Source organism: Acidovorax sp. Root70, from assembly GCF_001428225.1.
Classification (GTDB): Bacteria; Pseudomonadota; Gammaproteobacteria; order Burkholderiales; family Burkholderiaceae_C; genus Acidovorax.
Genome location: NZ_LMHQ01000029.1, coordinates 139485 through 165046, shown reverse-complemented (window position 1 = coordinate 165046; position 25562 = coordinate 139485). Strand labels below are relative to the sequence as shown.

Here is a 25562-nt window from a genome sequence, read left to right as displayed (position 1 = left end):
GGGCGATTCTAAGAGCTTGGCGCTGCGGCCCCGTGTGGAGGTGCAGTCAGACCAGCACAGGCCAAAAACGCCGCAGGCGCATACAACTCATGCGCCTATTGCTATCAATTCGATATCAAGTACCCGTGGTGCCTGTGGCAGGCTGGGTGTTTTCTTCCATTTCGGCTGTGCGTTTGTCCACGGCTTCGCGCAGGGCCTTGCCCGGCTTGAAATGGGGAACGCGCTTTTCGGGGATGGCCACGGCCTCGCCGCTGCGCGGATTACGGCCCATGCGGGGAGGGCGATGGTTCACCGAGAAACTGCCAAAGCCCCGGATCTCGCTGCGGTGCCCGCGCACCAGGGCCTCGCCCACAGCGTCCAGAATGGTCTTGACCGCGTATTCGGCATCGCGGTGGGTGAGCTGGCTGAAGCGGGCGGCCAGTTCTTCGACGAGGTCTGAGCGGGTCATGGAATCTTGGGACATAGGCAAGTCTTGGCTGAAAAAAGAGCGGGCGCCGAGGCGCCCGCTGTCTGACCGTCCAAGAGGCCTCTGCATGAATCTTCGCGTGGGTCGATTCGCGCGGAGGCTCCCTGGTGGGTCAGCGCTTTACTTTTCCGAGTTGTCCAGCTTGGCGCGCAGCAGGGCGCCCAGGCTGGTCGTGCCGGCGCTTTCGCGGCTCGATTGCTGGCTCAGGTTGGCCATGGCGCCTTGTTCGTCAGCCATGTCCTTCTGCTTGATCGACAGCTGGATGTTGCGGGTCTTGCGATCCACGTTCACCACCACGGCCGTGACTTCGTCGCCTTCCTTCAGCACATTGCGGGCATCTTCCACGCGGTCGCGGGAGATTTCCGAAGCGCGCAGGTAGCCCACGATGTCTTCGCCGAGGTCGATTTCAGCGCCACGGGCGTCCACGGTCTTGACCTTGCCGGTCACCGTCTGGCCCTTATCGTTCACGGTCACGAAGGTCGTGAATGGGTCGCCGTCGAGCTGCTTGATGCCCAGCGAGATGCGTTCGCGGTCCACGTCCACGGCCAGCACGATGGCTTCCACTTCCTGGCCCTTCTTGTAGTTGCGAACAGCGGCTTCGCCGGGTTCGTTCCACGACAGGTCAGACAGGTGCACCAGGCCGTCGATGCCGGCAGCCAGGCCCACGAACACGCCGAAGTCGGTGATCGACTTGATCGGACCCTTCACGCGGTCGCCGCGCTTCGTGTCCTGTGCGAATTCTTGCCATGGGTTGGCCTTGCACTGCTTCATGCCCAGGCTGATGCGGCGCTTGTCTTCGTCGATTTCCAGAACCATGACTTCGACTTCGTCGCCCAGCGAAACCAGCTTGGCGGGAGCGATGTTCTTGTTGGTCCAGTCCATTTCGGAGACGTGCACCAAGCCTTCGATGCCGGGTTCGAGTTCGACGAACGCGCCGTAGTCGGCGATGTTCGTGATCTTGCCGAACAGGCGCGTGCCTTGTGGGTAGCGGCGGTTCACACCCATCCATGGGTCGTCGCCCATTTGCTTCAGACCCAGCGAGACACGGTTCTTCTCGGTGTCGAACTTCAGGATCTTGGCCGTGATTTCCTGGCCAGCGGTCACCACTTCGGAGGGGTGACGCACGCGGCGCCATGCCATGTCGGTGATGTGCAGCAGGCCGTCGATGCCGCCCAGGTCCACGAACGCACCGTATTCGGTGATGTTCTTGACCACGCCCTGAACGATGGAGCCTTCCTTCAGGGTTTCCATCAGCTTGGCGCGCTCTTCGCCCATGGAGGCTTCCACCACAGCGCGGCGGCTCAGCACCACGTTGTTGCGCTTGCGGTCCAGCTTGATGACCTTGAATTCCATGGTCTTGTTTTCGTACGGCGTCAGATCCTTGATCGGACGGGTATCGATCAGCGAACCGGGCAGGAATGCGCGGATGCCGTTGACCAGAACGGTCAGACCGCCCTTGACCTTGCCGCTGGTCGTGCCAGTGACGAATTCGCCGGATTCCAGGGCCTTTTCCAGGCTCATCCAGGAAGCCAGACGCTTGGCGGTGTCGCGCGACAGGATGGTGTCGCCGTAGCCGTTTTCGATGGAGCCAATGGCCACCGACACGAAGTCACCCACTTGGACTTCGACTTCGCCCTTGTCGTTCTTGAACTCTTCCAGCGGCACGTAGGCTTCGGACTTGAGGCCAGCGTTCACGACCACGAAGTTGTGCTCGACGCGCACGACTTCAGCGGTGATGACTTCGCCTGGTCGCATTTCCGTGCGCTGCAAGGATTCTTCAAAAAGGGCGGCAAAAGATTCGGACATGTGTTTCCTTGCCACAAACAGGATTCCGGTAGCACCATTGCTACCGTTTTTATAGCTGCTTGCGGTGGTTTTTTGCGGCAGAGCCGCGGGTTAGGTTATCGATCCACACAACCTGTGCGCTGACGCGCGAGAGGGGTTGCGTGGGCCTGTGGCAAGGCCTTTCGGCACTGCCTGGAGCCCGAGGGCTCCACATTGTCAGCGCTGCGCAGAAGCTGCGAAGGGCTGACGCTCCTGCCACCAGGCCAATACCTGTTCGACGGCTTGTTCAATCGTCAAATCGGAGTTGTCCAGGACCAGAGCGTCCTGCGCGGGCTTGAGAGGCGCAACGCTGCGGGAACTGTCCCGGGCGTCGCGCGCTTCCAGATCCGCACGAAGGTCTTCGATACTAGCCGAAAAACCCTTAGAAATCAACTGCTTATAACGGCGCTCCGCGCGGCAGGCGGCGCTGGCCGTGAGATACACCTTCAAGGGGGCCTCGGGGAAGATCACGGTGCCCATGTCGCGCCCGTCGGCCACCAGTCCCGGCAGGCGCTGGAAACTGTGTTGGAGGTCCACCAGCGCTGTGCGCACGGCCGGCAGGGCGGACACGCGGGACGCGTTCATGCCGGCTTCTTCGGTGCGGATGGCCTCGGTCACGTCGTCGCTGCCCAGCCACACCTTGCCGCCTTCAAAGCGCACGGGCAGGGTCTGGGCCAGGGTGGCGATACGGGCTTCGTGGTCAGCATCGATGGCGAGACCCGCCCGCAGAGCGGCCAGGGCGGTGATGCGGTACATCGCGCCTGAGTCGAGGAAGCGATAGCCCAGCCGCTGCGCCACCGCCGCGGCCACCGTGCCCTTGCCCGAGGCCGTGGGGCCGTCGATGCAGATCACCGGGATGTGGGCGGTCTCGACCTGGGCGACCGAGAACAGGGCCTCGAAGTAGTCCGGGAAGGTCTTGGCCACGCACTTGGGGTCTTCGATGCGCACCGGCAGACGCGCCGGGTTGAACGCGGCCAGCGAGAAGCACATGGCCACGCGGTGGTCGTCGTAGGTGTGGATGCTGGCGGCCTTCCAGTCAGCGGGTTGGGCCGGGGGCGTCACCCGGATGTAGTCCGCACCTTCCTCTACCGTGGCGCCGAGCTTGCGCAGCTCGGTGGCCATGGCGGCGATGCGGTCGGTTTCCTTCACGCGCCAGCTGGCGATGTTGGTCAGCGTGGTGATGCCTTGGGCATACAGCGCCATCACCGCCAGCGTCATGGCGGCGTCGGGGATGTGGTTGCAGTCCAGATCAATGGCCTTCAGGGGCCAGGCACCGCGTTCGATCTGCAGCCAGTTGGGGCCACCCGTGACCACAGCACCCATGGCGCGTGCGGCCTCGACAAAGCGGATGTCGCCCTGGATCGAATCCAGGCCCACGCCCTGAATCTTGATGCCTTTTTGGCTGCTAGTGCTAGAAGTAATTGCGCCAAGCGCTATGAAATAGCTAGCAGATGAGGCGTCTGCCTCCACATGGATGCTGCCGGGCGACTGGTAGCGGCTGCCTACCGGGATGGTGAAACGCTGCCAGTTCTGGTGCTCGACCACGATGCCAAAGCGCGCCAGCAGTTGCAGCGTGATGGCGATGTAGGGTTTGGAGATCAGCTCGCCCACCACCTCGATCACAATGGCCTGCGTGCCCGCCGCCAGCGGCAGTGCCATGAGCAGGGCAGTGAGGAACTGGCTGGACACATCGCCGCGCACGCGGATGGGCTCCGCTACCGCCAGCGGAGGCACGCCCTGACCATGGGCGATCTTGAGCGGCGGGTAGCCGTCGTTGCCCAGGTAGTCGATCTGGCAGCCCAGCTGGCGCAGCGCATCGATGAGGTCGCCAATGGGGCGCTCGTGCATGCGCGGCACGCCAGACAGCTCGAATTCGCCGCCCAGCAGCGCAAGTGCGGCCGTCAGTGGGCGCATGGCCGTGCCTGCATTGCCCAAGAACAGCTTGGCGGGGGATTGAGGCAGGCGGCCACCCAGGCCGGTGATGTGCACGGTGCTGCCCGCTTCATCCACTGTGCACCCGATCTGGCGCAGGGCGTCCAGCATCACGCGCGTATCGTCGGACGCCAGCAGGTCGTGCACGGTGGTGGTGCCGTTGCTCAGCGCGGCCAGCAGCAGCACCCGGTTGGAGATGCTCTTGGAGCCTGGCAGGTGGACTTCGCCTGCAGCGGCTTGCAAAGGGGGGAGATCGAGGAATGCGGTGCTGTACATCAGTGTCTTTCGTCCATTGGTGCAAGCGCCCGTCATGACTGGCGCAGGCCCATCCCAGTGCACCCGTGGAACTGGCTTTGCCAGGCCACCGGGTGCGTCCCCCTTGGGGGAAGACGCCGTAGGCGACTCAGGGGGTTATTTTCTCTTTGCGCCCATGCGCCAATGCGCACGGGTTTCGCTGGCCAGGGTCAGCATGTCTTCAAGCGCCTGGGCATTGCCTTTTTCCATGGCCTGCTCGATGTTGCGCAGGGCCTGCTGGAACAGCTTGGACTGGGCAATCAGCTCGTCGCGGTTGGACAGCAGGATGTCGCGCCACACCTTGGGGTCGCTGGCGGCAATGCGGGTGAAGTCGCGGAATCCGGGGCCTGCGAGGGACAGAAAGTCGTCACCGTGCGTCTGGCCGGTGATGCTGTTCATCATTGCGAACGCCAGCAAATGGGGTAGGTGGCTGACGGCGGCAAAGGCCGCGTCATGCGACTCCGGCGACATGCTGGTCACGCGGCAGCCCAGCGCAGTCCAGATCTTTTCAGCGTCCTGCAACTGGGCGGTGAGTGTGCGTTCGGTGGGCGTCAGGATCACCTGGCGCCCGCTGTAGAGGTCGGCTTCGGCATGTTCCACGCCCGACACCTCGCGCCCGGTGATGGGGTGCGCGGGCACGAAGGAGCCCACTTGGTCACGCAGCGAGCGCTGCGCTGCCTGGACCACGTCGGACTTGGTGGAGCCCACGTCCATGATGAGCATGCGGGGGGTGACCAGGTGTTTGATGGCCTTGAGGGTGGCTTCGGTGGCCGCTACCGGCACAGCCACCAGGACAACGTCGGCGCCTGCCACCGCCAGCAGAGCGGAGGGCGCCTCGACATCGATCACGCCCAACTGGCGCGCACGGTCGGTGGTGGAAGGCGACTTGCTGTAGCCCACCACACGCTTGACCAGTCCCGCCTTCTTCATGGCCAGGGCGAACGAGCCTCCCATGAGTCCGCAGCCGATCAGCCCCAATTGTTCGAACATGGCGACGGCTCCTTATGCCGAGACGGGGTAGGTCCCCAGGACCTTGTAGAACGCGCACAGGCTGCGCAGCTCTTCAAGGGCCCGCGCGACGTGGGGCTGGGCGGGGTGGCCGTCGAGGTCGATGTAGAAGTAATACTCCCACTGGCCCGTACGCGCGGGGCGCGATTCAAAGCGCGTCATGGACACGCCGTGCGTCTTGAGCGGCACTAGCAGGTCGTGCACTGCGCCAGGCTGGTTGGGCACCGACACCACCAGGCTGGTGCAATCCTTGCCCGAAGGGGGTGGCGTCTGCAGTGTGTGCGGCAGGCAGATGATCGCGAAACGCGTGCGGTTGTACGCGTCGTCCTGAATGGCATGGGAGACGATGTGCAGGCCGAACTGGGTGGCTGCACGCTCGCTGGAGAGGGCCGCCCAGGCGGGGTTGGTGGTGGCCAGGCGCGCGCCTTCGGCATTGCTCGACACCGGGCGGCGCTCGGCGTGCGGCAGGTGCTTGGACAACCAGGCCTGGCACTGGGCCAGGGCTTGCGGGTGCGCAAGCACCACCTCGATGCCGTCCAGCGAATTGCTGGTGCGCAGCAGGTTGTGGCGTACCAGCAGGCTGACTTCGCCCACCACGTGCGTGGGGGTGTGCAGGAACAGGTCGAGCGAGCGCGTGACCACGCCTTCGGTGGAGTTCTCCACGCCCACCACGCCGTATTGCGCGCTGCCCGCCGCCGTGGCGTGGAACACCTCGTCGAAATTGGCGCAGTACATGAGGTCAGCCGCACCGCCGAAGAATTCGATGGCGGCCTGTTCGCAGAATGTGCCCTCGGGACCGAGCACGGCCACGCGCTGCGGCGATTCGAGGGCGAGGCAGGCCGACATGATCTCGCGCCAGATGGCGGCCACATGCGGGCCCTTGAGCGGGCCGGGGTTGGCGTTGGTGATTTTGTCGATGACCTGGGCCACGCGGTCGGGGCGGAAGAAGGGCGTGCCCTCACGCTTCTTGACCTCACCCACCTGCTCGGCCACCAACGCTCTCTGGTTCAGCAGCGTGAGCAGTTGCTGGTCGATGCTGTCGATCTGCACGCGCAGGCTGGCGAGGTCGGGTGAGGCTTGCGGATTGTTCATGGACGGTGGGGTCGCGGTGCGTGCTCTGGGAGCCGTTTTCTGTTGTTGTCGTGTCGAATGCGCGCTCAGGCGTGCTTTTGCTCAAATTCTCGCATGTAGTCCACGAGCGCCTGCACACCCGCCAGTGGCATGGCGTTGTAGATGCTGGCTCGCATGCCGCCCACAGACTTGTGGCCCTTGAGCTGCAGCAGCCCGCGCTCCTTGGCCCCGGCCAGGAAGGCATCGTTACGGCTTTCGTCACGCAAGAAGAACGGGATGTTCATGCGCGAGCGGCAGTTGGCCGCCACTTTGTTCACATACAGCTGCGATTGGTCGATGGCGTTGTAGAGCAGCGTGGCCTTGGCAATGTTGCGCTGCTCCATCGCGGCCACGCCGCTCAAGCCGCCTTCCGTCTGGCGCTTGAGCCACTGGAAGGTCAGCCCGGCGATGTAGATACCCCAGGTGGGCGGCGTGTTGTACATGGACTGGTTGTCGGCCACGATTTTGTAGTCGAAGGCGCTGGGGCAGGCGGGCAGGGCGTGGCCCAGCAGGTCTTCGCGCACGATCACCAGCGTGAGGCCAGCGGGTCCCAGGTTCTTTTGCGCGCCGCCAAAAGCCAGGCCCACGCGGCTCCAGTCCACGGGCCGCGACGCCACATGCGACGAGAAATCGATCACCAGCGGCGCATCGCTGCCCAGCGCCTTGAGGTCGGGCAACTGGTGGAACTCGGTGCCGTTGATGGTTTCGTTGCTGCACAGGTGCAGGTAGCTCGCGCCCCGGCTGACCGTCCAGGCGGCCGGGTCGGGCACGGTGGTGAAGCCCGTGTCTTCGGTGGTGGCGACGATGTTGACTTCTGAAGCGTACTTGCGCGCTTCCTTTTGTGACTTCTGGCTCCAACTGCCCGTCACCACAAAATCGACCACCCCTGCACGCGACAGATTGAGTGGAACGATGGCGTTCTCGGCCAGGCCTCCGCCTTGCATGAAGAGGATTTTGAAATGTGAAGGTACGGCCAGCAGCTCGCGCAGGTCGGCTTCTGCCCTCTCGTAGATGGACAGAAACTCCTTGCCGCGATGGCTCATCTCCATCACGCCCATGCCACTGCCGTGCCAGTCCAGCATCTCGGAGGCGGCTTGTTGCAGGACTGCGGAGGGGATGGCGGCGGGGCCAGCGGAGAAGTTGTAAGGGCGTGTCATGTTCAAGGCTAAAAATGCATCAGGCGCTATTCAATAAGCGCCTGATGCTCCGCTTTTGATAGCGTTTTCGGGGCGTCTTCACGCCCTGCGGTGGTCAGGCGTCGGGGGCTTCAGGTGCGGAGGAGTCACCACTGTCAGCACCTCCTTCGCCATCGGTCTCTGCATCCGTCATATTGGCGTCGTTCTCAACAATGCGCTGCAAGCCGCTGAGCTTGGAGCCCTCGTCCAGCGCGATCAGCGTCACGCCCTGCGTGGCGCGGCCCAGCTCGCGAATCTCGCTCACGCGGGTGCGCACCAGCACACCCTTGTCGGTGATCAGCATGATCTCGTCGTCCGCGTGCACCAGCGTGGCGGCCACGACCTTGCCGTTGCGCTCGCTTTGCTGGATGGCGATCATGCCCTTCGTACCACGGCCGTGGCGGGTGTATTCGACGATGCTGGTGCGCTTGCCGTAGCCATTTTCGGTGGCGGTGAGCACGCTCTGCGTCTCGTCCTCGGCGACCAGCATGGCGATCACGCTCTGGCCGTCTTCCAGCATCATGCCGCGCACACCGCGCGCTGCACGGCCCAGGGGGCGCACGTCGTTTTCGTCGAAGCGCACGGCCTTGCCGCCGTCACTGAACAGCATCACGTCGTGCTTGCCATCGGTGAGGGCTGCGCCGATCAGGTAGTCGCCGTCATCCAGGTTGACGGCAATGATGCCGCCCTTGCGCGGATTGCTGAATTCGTCCAGCGCTGTCTTTTTGACGGTGCCCATGCTGGTGGCCATGAACACGAAGCGGTCGGCCGGGAAGCTGCGCATGTCGCCGGTGAGCGGCAGCACGACGTTGATCTTCTCGCCGTCCTGCAGCGGGAACATGTTGACGATGGGGCGACCGCGCGAGCCGCGCGAGCCTGCGGGCACTTCCCACACCTTGAGCCAGTACAGGCGGCCGCGGTTGGAGAAGCACAGGATGTAGTCGTGCGTGTTCGCGATGAAGAGCTGGTCGATCCAGTCGTCTTCCTTGGTCGCCGTGGCCTGCTTGCCGCGGCCGCCGCGCTTCTGGGCGCGGTACTCGGACAGGGGCTGGCTCTTGATGTAGCCGGTGTGCGACAGCGTCACCACCATGTCGGTGGGCGTGATCAGGTCTTCGGTGGAAAGATCCTGCGCACTGTACTCAACGATCGAGCGGCGCGCACCCAGCTTGTGCTGGCCGAATTCCTGTTTGATGGACGTGAGTTCGTCGCCGATGATGACCGACACGCGCTCGGGCTTGGCCAGGATGTCCAGCAGGTCTTCGATGACCGCCATGACTTCCTTGTACTCGGCCACGATCTTGTCCTGCTCCAAGCCTGTGAGGCGCTGCAGGCGCATTTGCAGGATTTCCTGGGCCTGCGTTTCCGACAGGCGGTACAGGCCGTCCTGGCCCATGCCGAATTCCTTTTCGAGGCCGTCGGGGCGGTAGTCGTCGGCATTGATCACACCACCGTCGGCGCGCGTGCGGGTGAGCATCTCGCGCACCAGCTTGCTGTCCCAGGGGCGGGCCATCAGTTCGGCCTTGGCGACGGGCGGTGTGGGTGCATTGCGAATGATGGCAATGAAGTCATCGATGTTGGCCAGGGCCACGGCCAGGCCTTCCAGCACATGGCCACGGTCGCGTGCCTTGCGCAGCTCGAACACCGTGCGGCGGGTGACCACTTCGCGGCGGTGCTGCAAGAAGACGCTGATCAGGTCCTTCAGGTTGCACAGGCGGGGCTGGCCGTCGATCAGCGCCACCATGTTCATGCCGAACGTGTCCTGCAGCTGCGTCTGCTTGTACAGGTTGTTCAGCACCACCTCGGGCACTTCACCGCGCTTGAGTTCGATCACCAGGCGCATGCCCGACTTGTCGGACTCGTCCTGGATGTGGCTGATGCCTTCGATCTTCTTTTCGTGCACCAGCTCGGCCATGCGCTCCTGCAGCGTCTTCTTGTTGACCTGGTAGGGCAGCTCGTCCACGATGATCGCCTGGCGCTGACCGCGATCAATGTCCTCGAAGTGGCACTTGGCACGCATCACCACCTTGCCGCGCCCGGTGCGGTAGCCATCCTTCACACCGTTGATGCCGTAGATGATGCCGGCCGTTGGGAAGTCGGGGGCCGGGATGATTTCCATCAGCTCGTCGATGGTCGTCTCGGGGTTGCGCAGCATGTGCAGGCAGGCATCGACCACTTCGTTGAGGTTGTGGGGCGGAATGTTGGTGGCCATACCCACCGCAATACCTGCCGATCCATTCACCAACAAATTGGGCAGCTTGCTGGGCAATACCAGCGGTTCTTTCTCGCTGCCGTCGTAATTGGGTCCGAAATCGACAGTTTCCTTGTCGATATCTCCCAGCATTTCATGCGCAATCTTGGCCAGGCGGATTTCGGTGTATCGCATAGCGGCAGCGTTATCGCCGTCCACCGATCCGAAATTGCCCTGTCCATCTACCAGCATATGGCGCAGCGAAAAATCCTGCGCCATCCGCACGATGGTGTCGTACACCGCCGAGTCACCATGCGGGTGGTATTTACCGATCACGTCGCCAACGATACGGGCCGACTTTTTATAAGGTCGATTCCAGTCGTTGTTGAGCTCATGCATCGCAAAAAGTACGCGACGGTGCACCGGCTTCAAGCCGTCGCGCGCGTCGGGCAGTGCACGGCCCACGATCACGCTCATCGCGTAATCGAGGTAACTGCGCCGCATCTCTTCTTCGAGGCTGATCGGCAGGGTTTCTTTGGCAAACTGGGTCATTGGGACGGCGGGGACGGCAAAGGAGAGCCATTTTAGGCGTAAGACCGTGTAGCGACGGCGCAACATATCGAAGCAATTCAGGTTTTGTCCTACGGGCCCCGACCAGCACGCGCAGCTTTTGCCCTGTTACGTATGGCACAATCGTTTGAACGCTTAGGGTGGTGGTCACCCCAGGCGTCCTGATTCGCAGCGCGGCTGCGGCTTTTTCCCCAAGAGGAGAACCATGAAGAAACTGAACAAAGTGGCGATGTTGTTTGCCTCTGCAGCGCTCGCAACCGCCGCTGGCGCACAAACCGTTGACAACTGGCGCGATGCTTCTGGCCAACTGGTCTGGAAGAACGGTACCAACGAATACTGCTGGCGCGATGCCAACTGGACGCCTGCTACGGCTGCCGCTGGTTGCGATGGCGCTATCGCTGCGCCCGCACCTGCCGCTGCACCAGCTCCTGCTGCTGCTCCAGCACCCGCTGCCGCCCCTGCACCCGCACCAGCACCAGCTCCTGCAGTCGCCACCAAGGTGACCTACGCCGCTGACGCCTTCTTCGACTTCGACAAGTCGGTCCTCAAGCCAGAAGGCAAGGCCAAGCTGGACGACCTGGTTTCCAAGGTCAAGGGCATCAACCTGGAAGTGATCATTGCCGTGGGTCACACTGACTCCGTCGGCTCCGATGCTTACAACCAGAAGCTGTCGGTGCGTCGTTCTGAAGCCGTGAAGGCTTACTTGGTGTCCAAGGGCATCGAAAAGAACCGCGTGTACACCGAAGGCAAGGGCGAAAAGCAACCTGTGGCTGACAACAAGACCGCCGAAGGCCGTGCGAAGAACCGTCGCGTGGAAATCGAAGTGGTCGGCACCCGCGCCGCGCAGTAATCTTCGGATTGCTTCACAAAAAAGCCCCGTTCGCGGGGCTTTTTTGCGTCTGGGGATTTTCATCCCCTACCTTCATGGACAATCAGCGACATGATCGAAACCGTCAATGCAGATCCGGCCGAACTGGCCAAGTTTTCGGAACTGGCCCACCGGTGGTGGGATCCCGATAGCGAATTTCGCCCTTTGCACCAAATCAACCCTTTGCGGCTTGACTGGATCCATGGACTGAGCGCCTTGACCGGCAAACGTGTGCTGGACGTGGGTTGTGGCGGTGGCATTTTGGCTGACTCTATGGCACGTAAAGGTGCCGATGTGGTCGGTATCGATCTGGCAACCAAGGCGCTGCGTGTGGCGCAACTTCATGCTCTGGAGGCCGGAACCCAAAACGTGCAGTACCGCGAAATCAGCGCTGAGGCGATGGCCCTGGAGCAACCCGCTGGGTTTGACGTGGTGACCTGCATGGAAATGCTGGAGCATGTGCCTGATCCCGCCTCGGTGGTTCGCGCTTGCGCCACCCTGGTCAAGCCCGGTGGCTGGGTGTTCTTCTCCACCATCAACCGCAATGCCAAAGCCTTTATGCTGGCCATTGTGGGTGCGGAGTACGTGCTCAATATGCTGCCGCGTGGCACCCACGAATACGCCAAGATGATCCGCCCCAGTGAGCTTGCCGGCCATTGCCGCAATGCGGGCCTGGACGTTCTGCACACCCGGGGGCTGGAGTACAACCCCCTGACACGTCGCTATTGGCTCAGCGCCAACACCAGCGTCAACTACCTGTTTGCCGCGCGTCGCGTGGGCTGATATGGCTACCGTTTTTCATGGCATTCGCGCAGTCCTGTTTGATCTGGACGGCACCCTGATCGACAGTGCCCCTGACTTGGGGGCGGCCGCAGACAAGATGCGTACCGACCGAGGCTTGCCTTCGTTGCCTCTGGATCGATATCGTCCCATGGCGGGGGCGGGGGCCCGTGGCATGCTCGCAGAAGCCTTTGGCATGGGGCCGGATCACCCTGAGTTTGCCGTTATGCGCGAAGAGTTTTTTGTGAACTACGAATCCCGCATGACAGCGCAGACCACCATTTTTGAAGGTGTGCCTGAATTGGTCCGTCAGATTCTCGGGCGGAACATGGCGTGGGGCGTGGTAACCAACAAGGCTGCCCGCTTTACCGAACCCCTGACCCAGGCCATTCCGCTGTTTGCCACCGCGTCGGCGGTGGTCAGTGGCGACACAACGCCACATGCCAAACCCCACCCTGCACCGCTGCTCGAAGCTGCTGCGCGCTTGAGCGTGCCCCCGGCGCATTGCATCTACGTGGGCGATGACGAGCGGGATATCGTGGCGGGCCTGGCGGCAGGTATGGGTACAGTGGCTGCCACCTACGGCTACTTGGGCGCCAAGGCCGACCCTGCGGAGTGGGGCGCGCACGCCGCAATTAAATCTCCAGCCGAGCTCTTGCAATTGCTCGCGAGCGCCTAAAATAGGAATCATGGGGGCTGTCCTGGTTTCGACGTGGGTTCGGGATCAGTGTGGTGCATGTCGAGCTTGAGTCACGCTCGTAAATCTCGATTTAACAAACTAACTGCAAACGACGAACGTTTCGCACTCGCTGCTTAATTGCCAGTGAGCCTTGCAACAGTTGGCCGATGGGCTGGGCAAGGGGGTTCTGAGCAATCAGTGCCTCCCGGCTGCAAGGATAATTACATGGGCTGGCTTCCATCCGGGTACCTTGGATGGGAGCGAGAAAATAGGGTGCTGGCGGCCCATGTAGCGTGCGACTGCGCGACATGGGTAGCGAGATCCAAATCAGACCGCTAAACATGTAGATCTGCCTGACGAAGGCTTGCGGACGCGGGTTCAATTCCCGCCAGCTCCACCAAATACAAACCCCCAACCGGTCACGGTTGGGGGTTTTTCTTTTCCCCAATTTTTCCTGCATAGCAAGGTTTTCGCCGTCATTCGCCTCGTTGGCACAGCGCAAATTGCTTTCTGCCTTCCAAAATGGCCTCGCCTGTGAGGCACTGGCTCCATATCGCAATGATGCTGTTGCCGTATATCCAGGGCGTCGCGCTGCGATCCCTGGGCGAAATCGGATAGCACTCTCCCATCTGCATGTCCGAATACCGGCCAGCGTATCTCGCCGGGGCGGCCAAGAAACAAAATGAAATAAACCGAAACTGGGTCGAGACGACGTTCTGGGCCGCCGCGGGCACCATCAGGGTCATGTTCCATACCGTCTTTGAAAGGACTGCATCATGAAACCCTGGATCAAGAAAACCCTGATGGGCATTTTTGGTGCGTCTATTGCGGTGGGGGGGCTGACGGCCTGCTCCAGCGGGCACCACCAGCGCGGCCCGATGAGCGCAGAAAGGATGGCGGAAGTGCGCGGCAAGGTGGTAGATCGGGTGAGCAGCAAGCTGGATCTGAACGAGGCGCAAAAGACCAAGCTCAATGCATTGGCTGACCAACTGGAAGCGCAACGTGCTGCGTTCATTGGCAAGACCGCAGACCCCAGAGCCGAGGTGCAGGCCATTGTGGCTGGCGACAAGTTTGATCGGGCGCGGGCGCAGTCTCTGCTCGAAGACAAGACGCGTGCGGTGCAGGCCCATAGTCCCGCCGTGGTCAATGCAATGGCTGACTTCTATGACAGCCTGAACCCGGACCAACAGCAAAAAGTGCGCGAGCTGATGCAGCGGCGCAAGGGCTGGATGGCCCGCGGGTGATGGGCGAGGAGCATCGCATGTCACCCACGCTGGAACCTATTCACCGCTTGGCCCAGGGCGTGCGTGTGCACGGGCCTGCGCTGCTGTCGGGCATGCCGGAGCCTCACGATGAGCTGATGTCGCTCGTATGGGGACCACGCTTTGACCGGGAGCATGCGATGGGCCTGGTGGCCCGCCAACCCTCCGTGGCGGCCCACACCCTGCCGGCCCTGCTGGCGGCCGCCGACCATTTTGATGCGCTCCACGCCGGCGCGCAGGGCCGTTTGCGCCGACTCATCGTGCGACACCGCGCATTGTGCGGGGTGGGCGCTCCGCTCGAGGTGGCGTATGGAGAGCGCGCCTGACGGTGTGAGAATGGCTCATGCACCGCATCTTGCTGATTGACGACGACGCGCAACTGGGCGCTCCCCTGGCCACGTATTTCCAGCGTTTTGAACTGGAACTGATCCACGCCCTGCGGCCCAGTGATGGCCTGGCTCAATTGACGGGGGGCGGCTTTGACGCCGCCATTCTCGACGTGATGCTGCCTGAAATGGATGGATTCGAGTTGTGCCGCACCATCCGCAAGCAGGGCGACCTGCCGATCGTGATGTTGACCGCACGCGGCGAGGTGATGGACCGGGTGGTGGGGCTGGAACTGGGGGCAGATGACTATCTGCCCAAGCCCTTTGAGCCGCGTGAGCTGGTGGCGCGCCTGCAGACGGTGCTGCGCCGCCGCAGGGCGCCAGGGCAAGGCGCTGCAGTTGGCGCGCTGGAGTTCGAGGGCCTGTCCATCGACGCAGCCCGCCGCAGCGTGCAGCGCCAAGGCGTGGTGGTGGAGCTGACAGGTACGGAGTTCGACCTGTTGCACCTGCTGGCGCGTGAGCCAGGCAAGGTCTTCAGCCGCGACGACATCCTGAACCAGCTGCGCGGCCATGAGGCCGAGCTATATACCCGCGCGGTGGACATTGTGGTGAGCCGGTTGCGCAAGAAGCTGGAGCCGCTCGACTGCATCAAGACGCTGCGCAACGTCGGCTATTCCCTGGCATTGCGCCGCGCTGCTCCATGAGAAAGATTTGTACCCCACCCCACGATCCGAACTGTCCCTGGCATCGCCGTGCGCGGCACGCTGTAGGGCATTCGCTGCGCATTCGGCTGGTGCTGGTGTTCATGGCGCTGGCAGTGACCGTGGCTGTGACCTTCATGGGGGGCGTGCAAAAGGCTGTGTCTGTGGGCTGGCGCGAGGCTGCGCGGCCGCTGCTGATGGACTATGTGGACCGCTTGGCGGCCGAGATCGGCAGCCCGCCGAGCATTGAGCGCGCGCAGGCAATTGCCAACCGCCTGCCGCTGACCTTGCGCATCGATGGCCCGCAGATCCATTGGGCATCGCACCCCGACCAGCAGAACCCCGACTGGATGAGCAACAAGTTCCGGCAGGAAGACCGCTGGGCTGGGGACGACAATGGGCACAGCCTGCTGCGCCGCACGACGGCCGATGGGCACCACATCGAGTTCGGACTGAACGCATTGTCGTGGGACAAGCGCCCGCGCATTGCGTGGGGCACGCTCACGGTGCTGCTGCTGCTCACGGCGCTGGCCTATGTATACGTGCGGCATCTGCTGCGGCCGCTGGACGACATTCGCCAGGGGGCGCAGCGTTTTGGCAACGGCAACTTTGCCCAGCCCATACCGGTGCGGCATGCCCACCGGCCGGACGAGCTGGGCCAGCTGGCCGAGACCATCAACACCATGGGGGACGACATCCACCAGATGCTGGAAGCCAAGCGTGCACTGTTGCTAGCCATGAGCCATGAGCTGCGCAGCCCGCTCACACGGGCCCGCCTGAACACCGAGCTGCTGCCCGAAACGGCCGATGTGCAACCCCAGCGCCTGGCGCTGATGCGCGACCTGGGCGAAATGGCGGGCCTTATCACCGACCTGCTGGAAAGCGAACGCCTGGCGGGCCGCCATGCAGCGCTGCACCGCGAGCCCACCGATGTCGCCGAGCTGGCGCGCGAAGTGGTGGCCGACCTGTGCTCCCGCCATGCGGGCGCCGCCGACATTGCCTTGCACGCAGCGCCGGACTTGCCTGCGGTACGGCTCGACCGGTCTCGCCTGCGGCTTTTGCTGCGCAACTTGCTGGACAACAGCCTGCGCCACAGCGAGTCGGGTGCCTTCCCGCCCGAGCTGCATCTGCGGCTGGTGGATGAGGGCAGGGTGCTGGAGCTGGAAGTGCGCGACCATGGGCGCGGTGTGCCCCCCGAGCACCTGCCCCACCTGGCCCAGGCGTTCTACCGCCCGGACACCGCACGCCAGCGCGCCACCGGCGGTGTCGGGCTGGGCTTGTACCTGTGCCGCCTGGTGGCGCAGGCGCACGACGGGCAGTTGAACATGCGCAATGCAGAGCCCGGCCTGTCGGTCACCGTGCGTTTGCCGGTGGTGGAATAGGTCGCTGGCCTGTGGCATAGACAGGCTGGCCTCTTGGCAGCCGGGTTGCGTTGCACCGGGCGGGTTCGGCCGGCGCACAGGCCTGGTGCAAGAGGAGGTGGCCGCGCCACGGCCATGGATGGCCTCTCAAGGTAAATCCACAGCCATTTTGCTCGGTAATGCCGATATTTATTGCCCTGATAGCTATCAAATCAGGAGTAATTTGCATCACCTGAGGCGACTGACGGAGTCGTCGTCTCCCCTGGCCCCGTTCTTGCTGAAGATGAGCACCCCTCGCATGAGTCGGCTTTTTAGTGTTTACCCTGTATATACAGGTATGCTGAAGCTGTCATCATGGCCCCCGGTACGCAGGCGCGTTCCAGTGGGCTGGGCCAAGGTACTTTCTTCAAACAGGAGCAGATGATGACTCGATCGGTTGTGAAATGGACGTCGCTGGCAGCGGCAACGGCATGCATGATGGCCCTGGCCGCACCGGCCCAGGCGCAGGACACCAAAATCGTGCTGGGCATGTCCGGCTGGACAGGTTTTGCACCGCTCACGCTGGCCGACAAGGCCGGCATCTTCAAGAAGAATGGCCTGGATGTGGAGATCAAGATGATCCCGCAGAAGGACCGCCACCTGGCCCTGGCCTCCAAGTCCATCCAGTGCGCCGCCACTACGGTCGAGACGCATGTGGCCTGGAACGCCAACGGCGTGCCGATCGTTCAGATCTTCCAGATGGACAAGTCCTATGGTGCTGACGGTATCGCGGTGCGCGGCGACATAAAGGGCTTTGCCGACCTCAAGGGCAAGACCATCGGCGTGGACGCGCCCGGCACCGCACCGTACTTCGGCCTGGCCTGGATGCTGAGCAAAAACGGCATGAGCCTCAAGGACGTGAAGACCACCACGCTGTCGCCCCAGGCGGCCGCACAGGCCTTCGTGGCGGGGCAGAACGATGCGGCCATGACGTACGAGCCTTACCTCTCCACCGTGCGCGACAACCCTGCGTCGGGCAAGATTTTGGCCACTACGCTCGACTACCCCATGGTGATGGACACCGTGGGCTGCGACCCCACCTGGCTCAAGGCCAACGGCAAGGCCGCACAGGCGCTGGCCAACTCGTACTTCCAGGCGCTCGACATGATCAAGGCCGACCCCGTCAAGTCCAACGAGATCATGGGCGCTGCGGTCAAGCAGACGGGCGAGCAGTTCGCCAAGTCCTCGTCCTTCCTGCGCTGGCAGGACAAGGCCGCCAACCAGAAGTTCTTTGCGGGCGAGCTGACCACGTTCATGAAGGACGCCACGGCCATCCTGCTGGAGGCCGGCATCATCCGCAAGGCGCCTGAGGACCTGGCCGTCACGTTCGACGCGAGCTTCATCAAGTAATAGCAGGAAGAAGAACGCGCCATGTCTGCTGTGCAACCCCTGTCTGTGACCACGCCCAAAGCCCCGGTGCGCCGGCGCTCGCTCGCTCCGCTGGAGCCTGTGAGCGCCCGTGCACGCTGGCTGCTGGGTTTCGGGTTTTTTGTGTTGTTCGTGCTGGTGTGGGCGTTCTTTACGCTGGGCGGCTTCGTGTCGCCCACGTTCCTGGCCAGTCCCGTCACCATGGCCAAAGAGGGCTGGTTGCTGTTCAGCGAGTACGGCTTTCACAAGGACATCGGCATGACGGTGTGGCGCGTCTTCGGCGGCTTCATCCTGGCCGCCGTCATCGCCGTGCCCCTGGGCATCGCGATGGGTGCGTACAAAGGCATCGAAGCCTTCTTCGAGCCCTTCGTCTCGTTCTGCCGCTACCTGCCTGCGTCGGCCTTCATTCCGCTGCTGATTCTGTGGGCCGGCATCGGCGAGACGCAGAAGATCCTGGTCATCTTCATCGGCTCGGTCTTCCAGATCACGCTGATGGTGGCCGTGACGGTGGGCGGTGCGCGGCGCGACCTGGTGGAGGCCGCCTACACGCTGGGCGCGGGTCACCAAGGCATCGTCACGCGCGTGCTGATCCCGGGCGCAGCGCCCGAGATCGCCGAGACCCTGCGCCTGGTGTTGGGCTGGGCCTGGACCTATGTGATCGTGGCCGAGCTGATCGGCTCGTCCAGCGGCATCGGCCACATGATCACCGACAGCCAGTCGCTGCTTAACACCGGCCAGATCATCTTCGGCATCATCATCATCGGCCTCATCGGGCTGGTGTCCGACTTCGCCTTCAAGGCGCTCAACCACCGTCTGTTTGCCTGGAGTTTTGTGCGATGAGCAGCGTATCCATCCAAGCCGTCTCGCGCGTCTTCGAGACCGCCAAGGGCCAGCGAACGCAGGCGCTGCAGCCGGTTGATTTTGAAGTGCGTGATAACGACTTCGTGACCATCCTCGGCCCCTCGGGCTGCGGCAAGTCCACGCTGCTGCGCATCGTCGCGGGGCTGGACCACGCCACCAGCGGCCGAGTGCTGCTGGACGGTGTGCCAGTGGAAGGCCCTGGCGCCGACCGCGGCATGGTGTTCCAGAGTTACACGCTGTTCCCCTGGCTCACCATCGAGCAGAACATCCGCTTCGGCCTGCGCGAGCGCGGCATGCCCGAAGCAAAGCAAAAAGAGCGCGCCGCGTACTTCATCGCCAAGGTGGGCCTGCGCGGTTTCGAGCAGCATTTCCCTAAGCAGCTGTCGGGTGGCATGCAGCAGCGCACCGCCATTGCGCGTGCGCTGGCCAACGACCCCAAGATTTTGCTGATGGACGAGCCCTTCGGCGCGCTCGACAACCAGACCCGCGTGCTCATGCAAGAGCTGCTGCTGGGCATCTGGGAGGCCGAGCGCAAGACGGTGCTTTTCGTCACCCACGACATCGACGAAGCCATCTTCATGGCCAACCGCGTGGCCGTGTTCAGTGCCCGGCCCGGCCGCATCAAGACCGAGCTGGCAGTGGACTTGCCGCACCCACGCCATTACACGATCAAGACCAGCCCCGAGTTCATGGACCTCAAGGCGCGCCTCACCGAAGAGATCCGCGCCGAATCCATGGCGGCGGACCTGCACTGATCTGAACCTGCACCAGCCCCGCATCCACCCATGAGCGCCCGTCCATCCCGCCGTACCACCGCTGCTGCACCGCGCAGCACCACGCCCGCCAAGGCAGTGGCCGCAGTGACGGCGCCCGCGCAGGCCATGGCGCTGTACGAGCAGGTCAAGGACCACATCTCGCGCAAGATCCAGGAAGGCATCTGGCGCGCGGGCGACCGTCTGCCGTCCGAAAACGAGCTGGTCACCCAGTTCGGCATCTCGCGCATGACGGTGAACCGCGCGCTGCGTGAGCTGGTGGAGCAGGGCCGCATCGTGCGCGTGGCGGGCGTGGGCAGTTTTGTGGCCGAAGACAAGCCTCAGTCCACGCTGCTGCAGATTGCCAACCTGGCGAGCGAAATCCGCCAGCGTGGGCACGACTACCGCTGCGACGTGCTCGCGGTGGAGCGCACCTCTGCCACGCTGGAAGTGGCGGCCGCGCTGGACCTGCGCACGGGCGAGTCGGTGTTCCACTCGCTGTGCATCCACCGCGAAGACGGCTTGCCCGTGCAGCTGGAAGACCGCCACGTGAACCCACGCCAGGTGCCCCAGTTCGCCGCGCAGGACTTCACGCAACTGCAACCTTCCGAATACCTGGTGCGCAACGTGCCCTTCGACCAGATCGAGCATGTGGTCGATGCCGTCATGCCCACCGCCGAGCAGGCCGCGCTGCTGGAGATGTCTCCGCAGGAGCCTTGCCTGCTTCTTACCCGCCGCACCTGGTCGCGCGGCGTGCCGATCACCGTGGTGCGCTGCCTGCACCCCGCCACCCGTTACCGCCTGGGCAGCCGCTTCCGAGCCGACGGCAACCCCGTCGCCGGTTGAATATGAAGCACCCCCTGAGTCGCTTCGCGCCTTCCCCCTCAAGGGGGACAACACCCTCGCTGCGGGCGGCTCTTGCTCGGTGTCTCTCGCGGAGGCACTGGCAGTTGCAACCGCAGCGGGATTGACAGTCCGCATCTGACGAACAAACTGACGCTCGCTATTTTTTGCTTGTACCTACTTGTATATACAGGATCAACGCCATGACACAGAACGCATCACCCATCACCCTGCACCCCGGCCGCGTCACGCTGACCGAGCTGCGCCGCATCCACGCTGGCCCCGTGCAACTGGTTCTGGATGCTTCGGCGCGCGCGGGCTTGCAGAAATCCCTGGCCACGGTGCAGCGCATCGTCGATGAAGACCAGGTGGTCTATGGCATCAACACTGGCTTTGGCAAGCTGGCCAGCACCAAGATTGCGCACGACCGCCTGGCCGAGCTGCAGCGCAACTTGGTGCTGTCGCACAGCGTGGGCACGGGCGACCCGCTGTCCGACGATGTGGTGCGCCTCATCCTGGCGACCAAAGCCGTGAGCCTGGCGCGCGGCCACTCGGGCGTGCGGCCCGAGCTGGTGGATGCCTTGCTGGCGCTGGCCAACGCCAACGTGCTGCCCGTGATCCCGGCCAAGGGCTCGGTAGGTGCATCCGGCGACCTGGCGCCGCTGGCGCACATGGCCTGCGTGCTGATCGGCGAAGGGCAGGCCAAGGTGGACGGCAAGGTGGTGCCGGGTGCCGAGGCCATGCGTTCTATCGGCCTGCAGCCCTTTGTGCTGGGCCCCAAGGAAGGGCTGGCGCTGCTCAATGGCACGCAGGTGTCCACCGCGCTGGCGCTGGCCGGGTTGTTCGGCGCCGAGAGCGTGTTTGCTGCCGCGCTGGTCGCAGGCTGCCTGTCGCTCGAAGCCATCAAGGGCTCGGTCAAGCCGTTTGATGCGCGTATCCACGAAGCGCGCGGCCAGGTGGGGCAGATTGCCGTGGCAGCGGCCGTGCGCGCGCTGCTCAACGGCAGCGCCATCGACCCCTCGCACCCGAACTGCGGCCGTGTGCAAGACCCGTATTCCATCCGCTGCGTGCCGCAGGTAATGGGCGCGTGCCTGGACAACCTGCACCACGCCGCCCGCGTGTTGACCATTGAGGCGAACGCGGCCTCTGACAACCCCCTGGTGTTCGACAACGGCGACGTGATCTCCGGCGGCAACTTCCATGCCGAGCCCGTGGCCTTTGTGGCCGACATCATCGCGCTGGCGGTGGCTGAGATCGGTGCCATCTCGGAGCGCCGCCTGTCGCTGCTGCTGGACCCGGGCCTCTCCGGTCTGCCCGCGTTCCTAATCCGCGACAGCGGCGTGAACTCCGGCTTCATGATCGCGCAGGTGACGGCCGCCGCGCTGGCCGCCGAGAACCAATGCCTGGCCAACCCCAGCAGCGTGACCAGCCTGCCCACCTCGGCCAACCAGGAAGACCATGTCTCCATGGCCACCTATGGCGCGCGCCGCTTGGGTGACATGGTGCGCAATGCAGCGGTGATGGTCGGCATTGAAGCCATGGCCGCCGCCCAGGGCATGGAGTTCGACCGAAGCCTGAAGTCTTCACCTTTGGTGGAGGAGCAATTCGCCGCCATCCGCGAGCGCGTGGCCTATCTGGAGCAGGACCGCTACCTCGCCCCCGACATCGAAGCCATGCGCGCCTGGGCCCAGCAGTCCACATGGCCTGCAGCGCTCACGCAATGCCTGCCCAGCTTCGCCTGATTTTTTCCACGCACACCCACTGATTCACAGGAGCCCACCATGAACGCCAACGACGCCATCATCGCTGCCGCCACTTCGTCCGCCAGCACCGCCCCCCGCCACGACGCCAGCCGCGTGATCCGTGCGCCACGCGGCAGCCAGCTCACCTGCAAGAGCTGGCTCACCGAAGCCGCCTACCGCATGATCCAGAACAACCTCGACCCCGAGGTGGCCGAGCGCCCGCAAGACCTGGTGGTGTACGGCGGCATCGGCCGCGCCGCGCGCAACTGGGAATGCTTTGACCAGATCCTCGCGTCGCTCAAGGACCTGAACGACGACGAGTCGCTGCTCATCCAGTCCGGCAAGCCCGTGGGTGTGTTCAAGACCCACGCCAATGCACCCCGCGTGCTGCTGGCCAACTCCAACCTGGTGCCCAAGTGGGCCAACTGGGAGCACTTCAGCGAACTGGACCAGAAGGGCCTGTTCATGTACGGCCAGATGACCGCCGGCAGCTGGATCTACATCGGCACCCAGGGCATCGTGCAAGGCACCTACGAGACCTTTGCCGAGGCAGGCCGCCAGCACTTTGGCGGCTCGCTGGCGGGCAAGTGGATTCTCACGGCGGGCCTGGGCGGCATGGGCGGCGCGCAGCCGCTGGCGGCCACGTTTGCGGGCGCGGTGTCGCTCAACATCGAATGCCAGCAAAGCAGCATCGACTTTCGTCTGCGCACGCGTTACGTGGACAAGCAGGCGCGCGACATTGATCACGCCATCGAACTCATCCAGCAACACACGGCGGCCAAGGAGGCCATCTCCATCGCGCTGCTGGGCAACGCGGCCGAGGTGTTGCCCGAACTGGTCAAACGTGCCAAGGCAGGCGGCTTGAAACCCGACCTGGTGACGGACCAGACATCGGCCCACGACCTGGTCAACGGCTACCTGCCCGCTGGCTGGACGGTGGCGCAGTGGCGTGCCGCGCAGCAGGACGTGGGTCAGCATGAAGTGCTGAAGAAGGCCGCCGCCAAATCCTGCGCCGTGCACGTTCAGGCCATGCTCGACTTCCAGGCCATGGGCATCCCTACCGTGGACTACGGCAACAACATCCGCCAAGTGGCGTTTGACGAAGGCGTGAAGAACGCGTTCGACTTCCCTGGCTTCGTGCCTGCCTACATCCGCCCGCTGTTCTGCGAAGGCAAGGGCCCGTTTCGCTGGGTGGCGCTGTCTGGCGACCCAGAAGACATCCGCAAGACCGACGCCAAGATCAAGGAGCTGTTCCCCGAGAACAAGCACGTGCACCGCTGGCTCGACATGGCGAGCGAACGCATCGCCTTCCAGGGCCTGCCCGCACGCATCTGCTGGCTGGGCCTGGGTGAGCGCCACATCGCGGGCCTGGCCTTCAACGAGATGGTGAAAAACGGCGAGCTGAAGGCACCCATCGTGATCGGCCGCGACCACCTGGACACGGGCAGCGTGGCCAGCCCCAACCGCGAGACCGAAGCCATGAAGGACGGCACCGACGCCGTGAGCGACTGGCCGCTGCTCAACGCGCTGCTTAACACCGCAGGCGGCGCCACCTGGGTCAGCCTGCACCACGGCGGTGGCGTGGGCATGGGCTACTCGCAGCACTCGGGCATGGTCATCGTGGCTGACGGCACCGACGCCGCAGCCGAGCGCCTGGCGCGCGTGCTGGTCAACGACTGCGGCAGCGGCGTGATGCGCCATGCCGACGCGGGCTACGAACTGGCTGTGGAAACGGCCAAGAAACAGGGTCTGAAGCTGCCCATGGTGAAGTGACCCGTCGAAAGTGAGGAAATGACAGGGATGTGAAAAAGGGAACTGCATTCCCATTCCGTGGGAATGCAGGGTTTGAATGCCGCAGCAATCCTTTGATACTGAGTCCATGCCCACCCGTGGACCGACTTCCGTTGCCGCCGCCGACCGTGTTCTGCACGTGCTGGCGGTACTGGCGCAGCACGGCCAGCCCATGTCGGCGGCTGAGCTGATGGAGGCCACGGGTCTGGCGCGCAGCACGTTGTACCGGCAGCTCGCGCGGCTCAAGCTGTGGGGTTTTGTGCTGGAGGGCAGTGGGCACTACGCGCCCGGCCCACTCAGCCTGCAGCTGGCTCTGGGCTTTGACATGGCGTCGCACCTGGTGCACCACGCACGGCCAGACATGCAGGCGCTGGCCCGGCAGTCCCACGAAAGCGTGGGGCTGGTGGTGGCCGTGAACGACAGCGTGGTGTGCCTGGACATGGTGGACAGCACGCAGGCCCTGCGCTGCTCGTTTGAAAAAGGGCGCAGCGTGCCGCTGCGCGCGGGGGCCTCCGCCAAGTGCCTGCTTGCCCATGTGGCCCCGGCCACGCGCAATGCCATTCTGGACCTGCACTACGGCGCAGACACTGCTGAGCGCCAGGCGGCGCTGACCGAGCTTGAAGGCATTGCCAAGGCGGGTTACGCCGTCAGCTCCGGCGAAGTGGATGCCGGTGTCTGGGGCGTCAGCGTGCCCGTGTTCGGTTCTCCCCGGCAGGCCGCCGGAGCCATCACCCTGATGGCCCCGATCTTGCGAGCCCAGGGGCAGGAGGCCGCGCTCACCGGCATGACCGTCGTCGCCGCAGCGCGCATCTCCCGCCAGCTCACCCCTCCCTGAATTCCCTCACCCCTCCCCAAGGAGCTTTCCCCATGAACCTTCGTCGCAATCTTCTTCTGGCCAGCCTGGCCGCCGCAGCCTTTTGCACCACGGGTGCACAGGCGCAGGACAACGTGCTGCGTGTGGGCACCGATGCCACGTTCCCGCCCATGGAGTTTGTCGAGAACGGCAAGCGCACGGGTTTTGACGTCGAACTGGTGGAGGCGATTGCCAAGACCATGGGCAAGCAGGTCGAGTGGGTGGACATCGACTTCAAGGGCCTGATCCCCGGCCTGATCTCCAAGCGCTTTGACATGGCCGTCTCGGCCATCTACATCACGGACGAGCGCAAGAAGGTGGTGGACTTCACCGATTCGTACTACGCCGGTGGCCTGGTGGTGATGGTGAAGGCCGACAACAAGGCCATCAACAAGCTGGCCGACCTGGATGGGAAGAAAGTCAGCGTGCAGGTGGGCACCAAGTCGGTGGCGTACCTGACCGAGAAATTCCCCAAGGTGCAACGTGTCGAGGTCGAGAAGAACCAGGAGATGTTCAACCTGGTGGACATCGGCCGTGCCGATGCCGCTGTGACCGGCAAACCCGCCGCCTTCCAGTATGTGCGCACCCGCCCAGGCCTGCGCGTGCTCGATGAGCAGCTCACCACTGAAGAGTACGGCATGGCCCTGCGCAAGGATACGCCCGAGCTGACGAAGGCCGTGAACGGCGCCATCACCAAGCTCAAGGCCGATGGCACGTACGCGGCCATCGTCAAGAAGTGGTTCAGCAACAGCGCTGCCAAGTAAACAAC

Annotated in this window: 23 protein-coding genes and 1 other RNA gene; 16 read left to right on the top strand and 8 right to left on the bottom strand. The window is 63.8% G+C overall.

The features are described 5' to 3' along the window. Positions 1 to 115: 115 nt before the first annotated feature. The 7 genes from ASD94_RS17260 to gyrA all read right to left on the bottom strand — a co-directional run bounded on the left by ASD94_RS17260 (position 116) and on the right by gyrA (position 10549). Complete coding sequence (locus tag ASD94_RS17260) at positions 116 to 463, bottom strand: integration host factor subunit beta (RefSeq protein WP_056645414.1); 348 nt, start codon at positions 461 to 463, stop codon at positions 116 to 118. A gap of 123 nt (positions 464 to 586) precedes the next feature. Then, the gene (rpsA, locus tag ASD94_RS17255; protein ID WP_056063647.1) at positions 587 to 2272 is read right to left on the bottom strand and encodes a 30S ribosomal protein S1; all 1686 of its coding nucleotides are present in this window, start codon (positions 2270 to 2272) and stop codon (positions 587 to 589) included. 195 nt (positions 2273 to 2467) lie between these two features. Continuing rightward, positions 2468 to 4498, bottom strand: coding sequence for a bifunctional 3-phosphoshikimate 1-carboxyvinyltransferase/cytidylate kinase (locus ASD94_RS17250; RefSeq protein ID WP_056645413.1), 2031 nt, complete (start codon positions 4496 to 4498; stop codon positions 2468 to 2470). Positions 4499 to 4633: 135 nt separating this feature from the next. Further along, complete coding sequence (locus ASD94_RS17245) at positions 4634 to 5506, bottom strand: prephenate dehydrogenase/arogenate dehydrogenase family protein (RefSeq protein ID WP_056645410.1); 873 nt, start codon at positions 5504 to 5506, stop codon at positions 4634 to 4636. Positions 5507 to 5518: 12 nt separating this feature from the next. Next, positions 5519 to 6616 (bottom strand): prephenate dehydratase, encoded by a 1098-nt coding sequence (gene pheA / locus ASD94_RS17240; RefSeq protein WP_056645407.1) that lies wholly within the window; start codon positions 6614 to 6616, stop codon positions 5519 to 5521. Positions 6617 to 6681: 65 nt separating this feature from the next. Beyond that, positions 6682 to 7791 carry a 3-phosphoserine/phosphohydroxythreonine transaminase gene (serC, locus tag ASD94_RS17235; RefSeq protein ID WP_056645404.1) on the bottom strand — a complete coding sequence of 370 codons (1110 nt, stop codon included), beginning with the start codon at positions 7789 to 7791 and terminating at the stop codon, positions 6682 to 6684. A gap of 94 nt (positions 7792 to 7885) precedes the next feature. Continuing rightward, complete coding sequence (gene gyrA, locus ASD94_RS17230; RefSeq protein ID WP_056645402.1) at positions 7886 to 10549, bottom strand: DNA gyrase subunit A; 2664 nt, start codon at positions 10547 to 10549, stop codon at positions 7886 to 7888. 223 nt (positions 10550 to 10772) lie between these two features. Here gyrA and ompA point away from each other — a divergent pair, with 223 nt between their 5' ends. The 4 genes from ompA (at position 10773) to ssrA (ending at position 13294) form a co-directional block, all read left to right on the top strand. Further along, on the top strand, positions 10773 to 11417 hold the full coding sequence (gene ompA, locus ASD94_RS17225) for an outer membrane protein OmpA (protein ID WP_056645400.1): 645 nt from the start codon (positions 10773 to 10775) through the stop codon (positions 11415 to 11417). Positions 11418 to 11507: 90 nt separating this feature from the next. Continuing rightward, positions 11508 to 12218, top strand: coding sequence for a bifunctional 2-polyprenyl-6-hydroxyphenol methylase/3-demethylubiquinol 3-O-methyltransferase UbiG (gene ubiG / locus ASD94_RS17220; protein WP_056645397.1), 711 nt, complete (start codon positions 11508 to 11510; stop codon positions 12216 to 12218). Position 12219: 1 nt separating this feature from the next. Beyond that, complete coding sequence (locus ASD94_RS17215) at positions 12220 to 12894, top strand: HAD family hydrolase (protein WP_056645394.1); 675 nt, start codon at positions 12220 to 12222, stop codon at positions 12892 to 12894. A gap of 13 nt (positions 12895 to 12907) precedes the next feature. Continuing rightward, positions 12908 to 13294: a transfer-messenger RNA gene (gene ssrA, locus ASD94_RS23355) on the top strand. A gap of 76 nt (positions 13295 to 13370) precedes the next feature. Here ssrA and ASD94_RS17210 read toward each other — a convergent pair. After that, entirely contained in the window at positions 13371 to 13640 is a 270-nt protein-coding gene (locus ASD94_RS17210; protein ID WP_056645391.1) for a hypothetical protein, read from the bottom strand. A 30-nt stretch (positions 13641 to 13670) separates the two neighbouring features. On the opposite strand from ASD94_RS17210, the gene ASD94_RS17205 reads away from it, so the two are divergent. The 12 genes from ASD94_RS17205 to ASD94_RS17150 all read left to right on the top strand — a co-directional run bounded on the left by ASD94_RS17205 (position 13671) and on the right by ASD94_RS17150 (position 25557). Continuing rightward, a complete protein-coding gene (locus tag ASD94_RS17205) occupies positions 13671 to 14138 on the top strand; it encodes a Spy/CpxP family protein refolding chaperone (RefSeq protein ID WP_056645388.1) in 468 nt (155 codons plus the stop codon). 17 nt (positions 14139 to 14155) lie between these two features. Beyond that, positions 14156 to 14482, top strand: a complete 327-nt coding sequence (locus tag ASD94_RS17200) for a hypothetical protein (RefSeq protein ID WP_056645960.1) — start codon at positions 14156 to 14158, stop codon at positions 14480 to 14482. Positions 14483 to 14499: 17 nt separating this feature from the next. Next, positions 14500 to 15186: a response regulator transcription factor gene (locus ASD94_RS17195; RefSeq protein ID WP_056645387.1), complete on the top strand. Its 687-nt coding sequence runs from the start codon at positions 14500 to 14502 to the stop codon at positions 15184 to 15186. Next, complete coding sequence (locus tag ASD94_RS17190; RefSeq protein ID WP_056645384.1) at positions 15183 to 16565, top strand: cell wall metabolism sensor histidine kinase WalK; 1383 nt, start codon at positions 15183 to 15185, stop codon at positions 16563 to 16565. Before ASD94_RS17195 ends, ASD94_RS17190 begins: the two co-directional genes overlap by 4 nt. A gap of 402 nt (positions 16566 to 16967) precedes the next feature. Then, a complete protein-coding gene (locus tag ASD94_RS17185) occupies positions 16968 to 17933 on the top strand; it encodes an ABC transporter substrate-binding protein (protein WP_082576937.1) in 966 nt (321 codons plus the stop codon). Positions 17934 to 17954: 21 nt separating this feature from the next. Beyond that, positions 17955 to 18791, top strand: coding sequence for an ABC transporter permease (locus ASD94_RS17180; RefSeq protein WP_056645381.1), 837 nt, complete (start codon positions 17955 to 17957; stop codon positions 18789 to 18791). Then, entirely contained in the window at positions 18788 to 19567 is a 780-nt protein-coding gene (locus ASD94_RS17175) for an ABC transporter ATP-binding protein (protein ID WP_056645376.1), read from the top strand. Before ASD94_RS17180 ends, ASD94_RS17175 begins: the two co-directional genes overlap by 4 nt. Positions 19568 to 19597: 30 nt before the next feature. Next, positions 19598 to 20410 carry a histidine utilization repressor gene (gene hutC, locus ASD94_RS17170; RefSeq protein WP_056645371.1) on the top strand — a complete coding sequence of 271 codons (813 nt, stop codon included), beginning with the start codon at positions 19598 to 19600 and terminating at the stop codon, positions 20408 to 20410. 200 nt (positions 20411 to 20610) lie between these two features. Beyond that, positions 20611 to 22149 (top strand): histidine ammonia-lyase, encoded by a 1539-nt coding sequence (gene hutH / locus ASD94_RS17165; RefSeq protein WP_056645369.1) that lies wholly within the window; start codon positions 20611 to 20613, stop codon positions 22147 to 22149. A gap of 39 nt (positions 22150 to 22188) precedes the next feature. Further along, on the top strand, positions 22189 to 23922 hold the full coding sequence (gene hutU, locus ASD94_RS17160) for a urocanate hydratase (protein ID WP_056645366.1): 1734 nt from the start codon (positions 22189 to 22191) through the stop codon (positions 23920 to 23922). A 106-nt stretch (positions 23923 to 24028) separates the two neighbouring features. Continuing rightward, positions 24029 to 24775: an IclR family transcriptional regulator gene (locus ASD94_RS17155; RefSeq protein ID WP_235510698.1), complete on the top strand. Its 747-nt coding sequence runs from the start codon at positions 24029 to 24031 to the stop codon at positions 24773 to 24775. Positions 24776 to 24807: 32 nt separating this feature from the next. Then, positions 24808 to 25557 carry a transporter substrate-binding domain-containing protein gene (locus ASD94_RS17150; protein WP_056063596.1) on the top strand — a complete coding sequence of 250 codons (750 nt, stop codon included), beginning with the start codon at positions 24808 to 24810 and terminating at the stop codon, positions 25555 to 25557. Positions 25558 to 25562: the final 5 nt, after the last annotated feature.